At 35.9% G+C, this 8,879-nt stretch carries 8 protein-coding genes; 5 read left to right on the top strand and 3 right to left on the bottom strand.

The window, feature by feature from the left end:
* Positions 1 to 167 precede the first annotated feature (167 nt).
* Positions 168 to 920, bottom strand: coding sequence for a type I 3-dehydroquinate dehydratase (aroD, locus tag WAX74_RS17155; RefSeq protein ID WP_336498886.1), 753 nt, complete (start codon positions 918 to 920; stop codon positions 168 to 170).
* A gap of 67 nt (positions 921 to 987) precedes the next feature.
* Here aroD and WAX74_RS17150 point away from each other — a divergent pair, with 67 nt between their 5' ends.
* The 5 genes from WAX74_RS17150 (at position 988) to WAX74_RS17130 (ending at position 7,121) form a co-directional block, all read left to right on the top strand.
* On the top strand, positions 988 to 1,836 hold the full coding sequence (locus WAX74_RS17150; protein ID WP_336498885.1) for a GNAT family N-acetyltransferase: 849 nt from the start codon (positions 988 to 990) through the stop codon (positions 1,834 to 1,836).
* Between the two features lie 30 nt (positions 1,837 to 1,866).
* Positions 1,867 to 2,886 (top strand): STAS domain-containing protein, encoded by a 1,020-nt coding sequence (locus tag WAX74_RS17145; protein ID WP_336498884.1) that lies wholly within the window; start codon positions 1,867 to 1,869, stop codon positions 2,884 to 2,886.
* A 43-nt stretch (positions 2,887 to 2,929) separates the two neighbouring features.
* A complete protein-coding gene (locus tag WAX74_RS17140) occupies positions 2,930 to 3,406 on the top strand; it encodes a DinB family protein (protein ID WP_336498883.1) in 477 nt (158 codons plus the stop codon).
* Positions 3,407 to 3,556: 150 nt separating this feature from the next.
* Positions 3,557 to 4,693: a DNA polymerase III subunit beta gene (dnaN, locus tag WAX74_RS17135; protein WP_336498911.1), complete on the top strand. Its 1,137-nt coding sequence runs from the start codon at positions 3,557 to 3,559 to the stop codon at positions 4,691 to 4,693.
* A 406-nt stretch (positions 4,694 to 5,099) separates the two neighbouring features.
* Positions 5,100 to 7,121: a right-handed parallel beta-helix repeat-containing protein gene (locus WAX74_RS17130; protein ID WP_336498882.1), complete on the top strand. Its 2,022-nt coding sequence runs from the start codon at positions 5,100 to 5,102 to the stop codon at positions 7,119 to 7,121.
* 246 nt (positions 7,122 to 7,367) lie between these two features.
* On the opposite strand, the gene WAX74_RS17125 is transcribed toward WAX74_RS17130, so the two are convergent.
* The gene (locus WAX74_RS17125; protein WP_413788988.1) at positions 7,368 to 7,934 is read right to left on the bottom strand and encodes a GNAT family N-acetyltransferase; all 567 of its coding nucleotides are present in this window, start codon (positions 7,932 to 7,934) and stop codon (positions 7,368 to 7,370) included.
* A gap of 12 nt (positions 7,935 to 7,946) precedes the next feature.
* Positions 7,947 to 8,831 carry a GNAT family N-acetyltransferase gene (locus tag WAX74_RS17120; RefSeq protein WP_336498880.1) on the bottom strand — a complete coding sequence of 295 codons (885 nt, stop codon included), beginning with the start codon at positions 8,829 to 8,831 and terminating at the stop codon, positions 7,947 to 7,949.
* Positions 8,832 to 8,879 lie beyond the last annotated feature (48 nt).

Raw genomic sequence — 8,879 nt, 5'->3', positions numbered from 1 at the left:
ACCCCCCCAACCAAAATTCCACACCACCCTGGCGGGCGGGCTCCCCCCCCCCCCCCCCCCCCTCCCCTCAAAATTCACACGTTAATAATGTAGCCAAAGTCTGTCAAAAGCACTCCGGAAACAATGGAAAACAGGTTTTGCTTTTAAAGGTTACGCTTGCGCTTTTCTTAATCTGTATTCAAGACTTCTAAAATTTTTCGAAGCTTCACTGCTGGTATTTGACCAGGAGCAGAGGCTTCTATTCCAGCGCCAAATGTTGCAGCTGAACCAAAAACTTGTCCAGCTATTCGACTAATTGCACCCGTAGAAGCCATTGACATCGTGATAATGGGACGATCTGCATATAAGGAATTCATCGTATAGGTAGCATCTAATAGTGTTAGAACATCCGTTGGGAGTTTAGGCATTACTGCTATTTTGGGGATATCTGCACCTAATTCCTGCATTCTTTTTAATCTAAATATAATTTCTTCTTTTGCCGGGGTTTTTTCAAAGTCATGATTAGACATGACAACGTAGACATTATTAGATTTTGCAACTTCCACTATTTCATTTACATTTGGATCAAATAATTCAACATCAATTAAGTCAACTGCCCTTGATTGCACTACCTCACAAAGCAATTGTTTGTAATAGGTGTCAGTAATTTTTTTATTTCCACCCTCACGGTGACTTCTAAATGTAAACAATAAAGGAGTAGGGTAAAGTGCTTCATGAATAGTTGAAATTACCTCTAACACCTCTTCTAAGTTTTCTACTTCATCTAGTACATCCGCTCGCCATTCCACAATATCTGGGCCAGCTTGCTTTATTGTATTAATTTCCGAAAGAAGCTGCTCTAAGTTTTTTCCCATTAGCGGAACAATAATCTTAGGCAAACCTTCACCAATATGTATATTACGAATCGAAATAACTTTCATTATTAACTCCCCTCTAGCAGTATTTTAAGTTATAGTAACATACAAAGATACAAAGGGGGATGTTAATATGATTTTTAAACGTTATGAAAATGCGGAAGAATTTGCGCAAGTGGCTACACCGTTTTTGCTGAAAAATGAGGATAAGTTTAGCTTGTTTTTGGGAGTTCTACAAGGAATAAAAGAGGGGAAATATGATAATCCTTACTTGGCGACCATTGAAGAAAATGGAAAGTTATTAGCACTTTTTCAAATGACTCCTCCACACCCGTTTAATATGATTTTTGTTGATGAACTACAAATGGAAGCTTGTATCGATTTATGTATTCAAGAGTTAACAGGACATTCAATCAATATAGAATCTATCATTAGTGTGAAAGAATGGGCATATAAATTTGCAGAAAAATGGCAGGAGAAAACTGGACAAGGTCATTCACTCTTAATGGATCAGGGGTTATATCGTTTAGATCAGGTGGTTGATTCCTTAGAAATGAGTCCAGGCACATGGAGCTTTGCAACTTTAGAACATGCAAACCTTATAGAAAGATGGTATAGCTTTTTTGAAGGGGACACTGGACTTCCAAGGACAGAGCCACAAGAAATAAAAAAGAAAGTAAAAGTAATGCTTGATGCAAATGAAGTATTTTTATGGGAGAATGAAGGGCAGATAGTATCCATGATGAAAAAAGCAAGACCTACAGCGAATGGTGTTACTGTTTCTATGGTATTTACACCAAAAGAGCAGCGTAAAAGAGGATATGCACGCACAATGGTAGCTGCGGGGAGTAAGGAGCTTTTAAAGGAATATCAGTTTTGTGTACTATACACAGATATGCTAAATCCTACTTCAAATAAAATTTACCAGGAGATTGGTTATCAAAAGCTTATAGATTCCGTACATTTAGAATTTATTAAGTAATATTCAAGCAAGAAAAGGAGATTAGAAAAGATGGAGAAACAAGCAAATATAAAAGTAAATGGTATCGATTTTAGTTGGGACTTAGAATCAGGAAAATTCATGTTTGAACAACAAGATGCCATGCTTTTTTGGATTTCTTCAGCTATGCGATCATTCTTTGACACAATTGAGGAAATAACTGGAGAAGAAGCTTCTCAATTGGTTTTTGAAACAACGGGCTTTAGACAAGGTTTAATGGTAGGTGAATACTTTCAAAACATGAAAAATGTTAGTGTGGAAGAAGCTGCAAAGTTAATCACTAACACTTATGCTTCTGCCGGCTGGGGACTTACGGTTATAGAGGATCTAGATGTAAAAGCTAACACCTTTAAAGCAAAATTTATAAATAGCTGGGAACATAAAATAAACGAAGTACAGGGAAAATCGATAGGTGGAAAATATATACCAGCTCACTATGCAGGTATATTTACAGGAATGTTTGGCACAAATATTTGGTACGAGGTCAATCATTACCAATTAGAGGGATACGAGCATACGGAAGTAAAGTATTTTCCGTCAGATATAACAGTTAATAATAATATAAGTGAGCTAGCTAAAAAAACGGAAATGAATCAAATCATGCAGTTGGAAGCACTAGTAGAAGATAAAACAAGAGACCTTAATGAACTTATTAAGAAACTCTCCTCCCCCGTTATACCAGTATTAGAAGGCATTGTAGTGGTGCCGCTTATTGGAAAATATGATGAAGAACGTTCTATGGAATTAGTAGAAAAAACTTTAAATAATATACCTAGTTATAAAGCAAACTACTTAATTCTTGATTTAACCGGATTAGATGAAAATATAAGCAAGTACACTGCTCAACTAATTGAAAATATTGCTTCTGCTACTGCATTGATTGGAGTTAAGACAATACTGGTAGGTATATCACCAGAATTGAGCAAGGTTATTGCTCAATCTGATGTTCAACTATTGAAATTCGATTGCTTCCGGACGCTTCAACATGGAATTCACTATTCCCTAGGGCAAATGGGAAGAAGAATTATTTAGTTTTTTGTAATTAATCTATTTACGGGAATCGGAGGAGATTTTCTTGCAAATGATGTTCCGTTACAATTGGATGGTTAGAGAAGAGTGGTATCGATGGTGTGAAGAAGTAAGTGAGGAGGACCTTCTCCTAGTTAGAACAGGTGGAGTTGGCGGGATACTGCATACTCTTTTTCATATTGTTGATGTAGAGTGGAGTTGGATTCGTATCCTTCAAGGAAAACCAGACTTCCAAGAGAGTTTCGATGATCACAATACGTTGGAAAAAGTGAAAGAGTTGGACGCAAAATTTAGATTTGAGGTAGAGCCATTTGTTCGAGCATGGGAAGAACAAATGGAAAATCGACTTTTTCACGATAAAACGCCTGATGGTAGGGTGGTGACAGATACATGGGGCGAGGTAATGCGTCATATAATTGCTCATGAAATTCATCATATTGGACAACTATCTGTATGGGCTCGAGAAATTGGGAAAAAACCTATTTCTGCAAATTTAATCGGCAGAGGTCTTGCTTCTAAATAGAATATATAATGGAAGTTCTATCACATTTTTTGTGATAGAGCTTTTTTGTGTTGTAAAAACGTGGTGCAAATAAATTTTCATAATGTTACATTTAATTTGATTGAATATTTAGTAGATAAAAATATTGAGATATTAAAGTGGGGTAAAATAATGAAATTTGAAATCATGCGGCACAGATTATTAGATGGATTAAATGTAGTAATGAAAGCAGTTAGTTCAAAAACAACGATTCCAATTTTAACTGGAATAAAGTTGGAAGTTACAGAAAAAGGATTGAGTCTGACAGGAAGTGATTCAGATGTAACAATTCAAACGTTTATTAAATCAGAGGAAGATGGGGAACAAGTAATTCGAGTTATAGAAGAAGGTTCGATTGTTTTGCAAGCACGTATGTTGAATGAAATTGTAAGGAAGCTACCAACTAGCGATGTAGAAATGGAGGTGAAGGAAAATAATCAGACGTATATAAAATCCGGAAAATCAGAGTTTCATATAATTGGGATAGATCCAACTGAATATCCATTACTCCCGGAGATTCAGGATGATTCACTGTTAATAATTGGATCTGATTTATTAAAATCTGTTGTTCGAGAAACCGTATTTGCGGTATCAACATCTGAAAGTCGTCCTGTATTAACGGGAGTCCATTGGCAGGTGAAGGATGGAGAACTCATTTGTGTAGCCACTGATAGTCATCGTCTAGCTCGTCGCAAACTAATTTTAGAGAACCCACCAGAAGATGAATTTAATGTAGTTATTCCGGGGAAGAGCTTAAATGAGCTAAGCAAAATTATCGGAGACTCGTCCCAACCTGTTTATATCGTAATTACGAGCCAACAAGTATTATTTAAAACGAAAGATGTGTTATTCTACTCTCGTTTACTAGAAGGAAACTATCCAGATACCTCTCGGTTAATTCCGACCGAGTATAAAACAATTATTACCATGAATAGCAAAGCATTGTTTCAAGCGATTGACCGTGCTTCTTTATTAGCACGTGAAGAACGGAATAATATTGTTCGTTTCTCTTCAATGGAAGGTAATCAAGTAGAAGTATCCTCTAGTTCCCCTGAGATTGGAAACGTAGAAGAAGAAATTAAAATATCTACAATGGAAGGGGAAGAGATAAAACTTTCGTTTAGTGCAAAATACATGATGGATGCTTTAAAAGCTTTCGATGGACAAGATATAGTTATCCAATTAACTGGTGCCATGCGTCCGTTTATTATAAACGCAGTTCAAGATAATACTCTTTTACAATTAATTGTCCCGGTCCGTACATATTAATTGATGGTGACCGGATAAAATAAAAGTAATATAAAAGGCAAGTGCTTAATCAGGGCCTACCTGTATTTTCTCCTGTTACGTATTTCCGAGATTTTCTGAGAAACGTCGAGATTTTCAGAGATACTCTGAGATTTCCGGAGAAACGCCGAAATTTTCAGAGATACTCCATTGAATCAATAGTTATATCTCCATGGCCAAAGAGGGTCTATTTAACTGTAATGCAATCTATTCAAAAATTTGTAAAGGAAATACCCCTCCACTTATCGAATTAGTAATTACTAATGATGTGGAGGGGTTTATTGTTTTTTTGGCCTCTTTTAAGGGGAGGAGATGAACAAAGATAAATGTTTTATCAAGTTAGCCTACTGATCTTAGAAAAATTATATTTGAAGGGGAGATATAAAAGATGACAAATTATACACCCAAGAAAAAATATTATATTCCAACCAATATCGAAGACAAACTTTCAAAGGAATTCCTGCAGGGAATAACACGTAATTTTGAAATGTTAGATGAAATAGAAGGTGGAACGGCTAAGATCATAAAGGCTGACGCAACTGGACGGACAAGAATACAGGATTTTATTCAGGCAGCTTTTAATCATGCAAATGATGGTGATACTTTGATTTTGCCACCAGGACGTTACTGGCTGGAGAAAAACTTGAAGCTAGAAGATTTTCCGAACAATGACCAACCTTGTTTGCTCCTGAGAGGGAAGAAGCGAGTTCATTTGATAGGTTATGGGGCTGTTTTATTCACCAGAACTCATGCTCAGGGAATCTTAGAGCTTCAGCTTTGTGAGGATTGTATTATTGAAGGGATCAAATTTGAGGGTTATGGTGAGTTCCCAGGAATAGATCCCGTAACTGGTTATGGAGAAAAAGGTACCACTGCAGGGGGCTATCCAACTTCTGGATTTTGGAATTACCGAAAAAACAATAGCTTCGATACGAGTGCACGTGTTGGAAATGATGGTAAGCCATTCGGGTTATTTGGCGGAGGATTTATAGGAAATGTAGGAAGTGGAGTTTTAGTGCATCGCGGCTGTAAAAATATTATCTTCAGAGCCTGTGAAAGCTGCGGGTTTAACTACTCGGGTTTTGCAGTAGGGCATTTAGGGGACTACCTACCAACCGATTTACAATACGAAGATAATGCAGACGTTACTTTTATTGAATGTAATGCTCATGATAATTACTCTAGTAATTATGTGTTTTCAGCAGTAGAAAGACCGCGGGTAATTAATAGCATAAGCGATCGAGCAGGGCATCCACATGCCTCCAAATATCATACTTATGTAGACCCTGGTTACGGGATCAATTCACTGGGTACGTTATTTCCCAAAGCCAATGACCTTTTAATCACCGGGTGCACGCTTAGAGGTAACAAACGTAAAGCCATAGATGGCCACGCAGGTGGTGGTTTAATAGCAACAGATAATTTTATATCTGACTCCATGGTTGGAGGGCTCTTTTATAAATGGACCAATGTAGAGCAATATACAAAGGATTGTATTGTAGCTAACAATAAGATCGTTGATTGTGGATATGCTAAAAATCCATTGGGTGCAATATATATTGGAGGAGTTCAAAGGCAACCCAAAGTCAATCAAGAGACTAATGCCATTGTGAGCAATAATCATGTTAAAAATTGCTTTGGTACAGACAGTGTTATTTTTGTTGGTTCGTTTGATCGATTGATTATCGACGGGAATATCATTCACGGAGTTCCAGATGAACTGGACATTGATAACACGATATTTGAGCCATATGTGGTTTATGCTGGATATTCCATTCCTACTCAACCTAACTTTAGTGGAAATGTGTCCAATAATATAGTAGATGTAGACCATCCAAGCATAGCAGGAGGAATCTTAGTCCGTAATTTACAGGAGGGATCGGTTCAAGGCAACACGATTAAAACTCCTAACTCTCTAACTCAATATGGTTTGAGATTATGGAATTGTAAGGATGTTGGGGCTGTTGGAAATACGATTAAAATGGGAAGCGAAGGAGTACCACTCAATGCAGAAACAACTGGGGCAGTAGCACACAATACATTAGTAGGTGGTAATGCAGCATTCCAGCCTCTTCAGGGTCAGCCCATTGTATTCAGCCTAGTAGCAAATAACGGAAATGGAAGTATTCTATTCAAGAGTGGTCAATCCTATGTATCTTTAGTTGAAAGCAATCCTAAAGGGTTAGAGGTCAAGCTTCAAAATGTCTCTCCTGGCATTTATCCATTAGTAAAAATTTCTCAAACAGGAGAAAATGGACTAATAGCAGATGGTTATACAATAGATTATCTATACAGTCATCAAGTAGCGCATGCAAGTGTCATAATAGGTATAAAACTAACAAAAGAATCGGATCATGTTCCATTTGCGAATATGACTCACGGTGGTTTGGAAATAGAAATTACCATATAAACAATAGGCAGTTTAGCTTTTTTATAAACCTTTGAAACAATTTTTTCTGTGATAGCTAATAGCCACGATAAAAAACGCTTGGAATTCTCCAAGCGTTTTTAATTGCAAAATTATTGAAATTTCTAGTTATTTGTACTGTTTTTTGGAATGAATAATCTATTGTGTATCTTGATTTTTTCACGGTATTTCAATTTAAATTAGCAAAAGTTTACTTCACATACGTACTTTTTTCTTTTATCTCTTCCATTAATGTAATCCCTTCTGGAACTCTTCGCGCAAGATAGAATACATAAATAAATCATCAAATTTCCCGTCTCCGTATTCATACTTTCTAAGTAGACCCTCATTCATAAAACCGCTTTTTTCTGCTAGCTTTTGTGATGCGATGTTTAATGGTTCAATGATTGCCTGAATACGTTCTAAATTCATCTTTTGAAATCCATAATCAAGTACAGCTTCAAAAACCTCAGACATGATACCTTTTCCCCAATGCTCTTTAGACAATTCTGCTCCGATATCCGCGCGGAAATGCTTTTGCTCCCAATTTAGGAAACCGCAGCTCCCAATAATTTGATTACTTTCTTTCAGAGATACTCCCCATCTAATCCCTTTTTTCTCTAGACGGATTTTGTTGTACCATTCCATTTCGTCTAAAGCATCTTGAATTGTAGTAAAAGGACTTATCCCATAATACTCCATAACTTCTGGATCGGATAAATATTGGAACATATCTTCTGCATGTTCTTTTTTTATTTCTTTAAGAATTAGGCGTTTTGTTTCAATTATTGGAAATGTTTCATTACTCATGATCATTTTCCTTTCTTCTTAAGCCTGTGAGGTAATAGGGTGTTTAAAATGCTTAGGTAATCTAATGTTTGGATGATTTAATTTTACGAACAATGGATTGCTGTCATGATAAGGTGTCATTGTAAACTCAGTTGTATCGCCTATGGGTGTAAAATTAAGTACAATGTGGTTCGTATTTTCATTAGCTACATACTTAGCCAGTTCAATTAAATTATATGGTTGCTCGCTTATTACATCAAAAATATGTAAAGTGTTGTCTTTAATTTCACAGAGAATAATCAAGTCTTCTTGTGGAATATAAAAGATATTCTCTGGAAATACGTACATACAATAAAACATTAGGAGTTCATTAGTATCCTTTGTAGCAAAAAAGTTGGAAACAATTTTACCTTTAGAAGAGAAGTGATAGATAAACGTTAAATCTTCTTTATCTTGTCCAGATAATTGTTTTACGCCGGAATCATTTTTGCTATTGCCATTAAATTTCATGGAATATTGTGTCTCCTGATGCAATTCAAAACCGAATTTTGGATAAAAATCTAGAACGTTAGAATTTGCAAATAAATAAAAGAAATCAACATCCTTATAATCTTCCAGAATTATTTCCATCAGCATTCTTGCAAGACCTTGGTTACGATAAGTAGGATCTGTCATAACAGTTCCAATTTGTACTGCTTTCTTAATCTCATTATCAATTACGACATCGATAATATTTACCGAAGCATTTGCTATAACCTTATTTTCATTAGTAAATGAATAAGGTATATATTTGTGTGACCAATAGCCATGTTCAAACCAAGTTTCAAAATTGAGACCAAATGTAGAACTAGCTAAATTATTGAAACTTGCCCGTAATAGCTTGTTATGTTTATAGTCTTTGACAAATGTAAATGAATCTTTCATGTTTAATTCCCCTTAAATAATTTATATGCATAAAAAATAGTTTGAAAA

Origin of the sequence: Psychrobacillus mangrovi (assembly GCF_037104765.1) — a bacterium.
Lineage (GTDB): Bacteria > Bacillota > Bacilli > Bacillales_A > Planococcaceae > Psychrobacillus > Psychrobacillus mangrovi.
The sequence above is the reverse complement of the archived record's forward strand: the minus strand, read 5'-3'. Positions and strand labels throughout refer to the sequence as shown.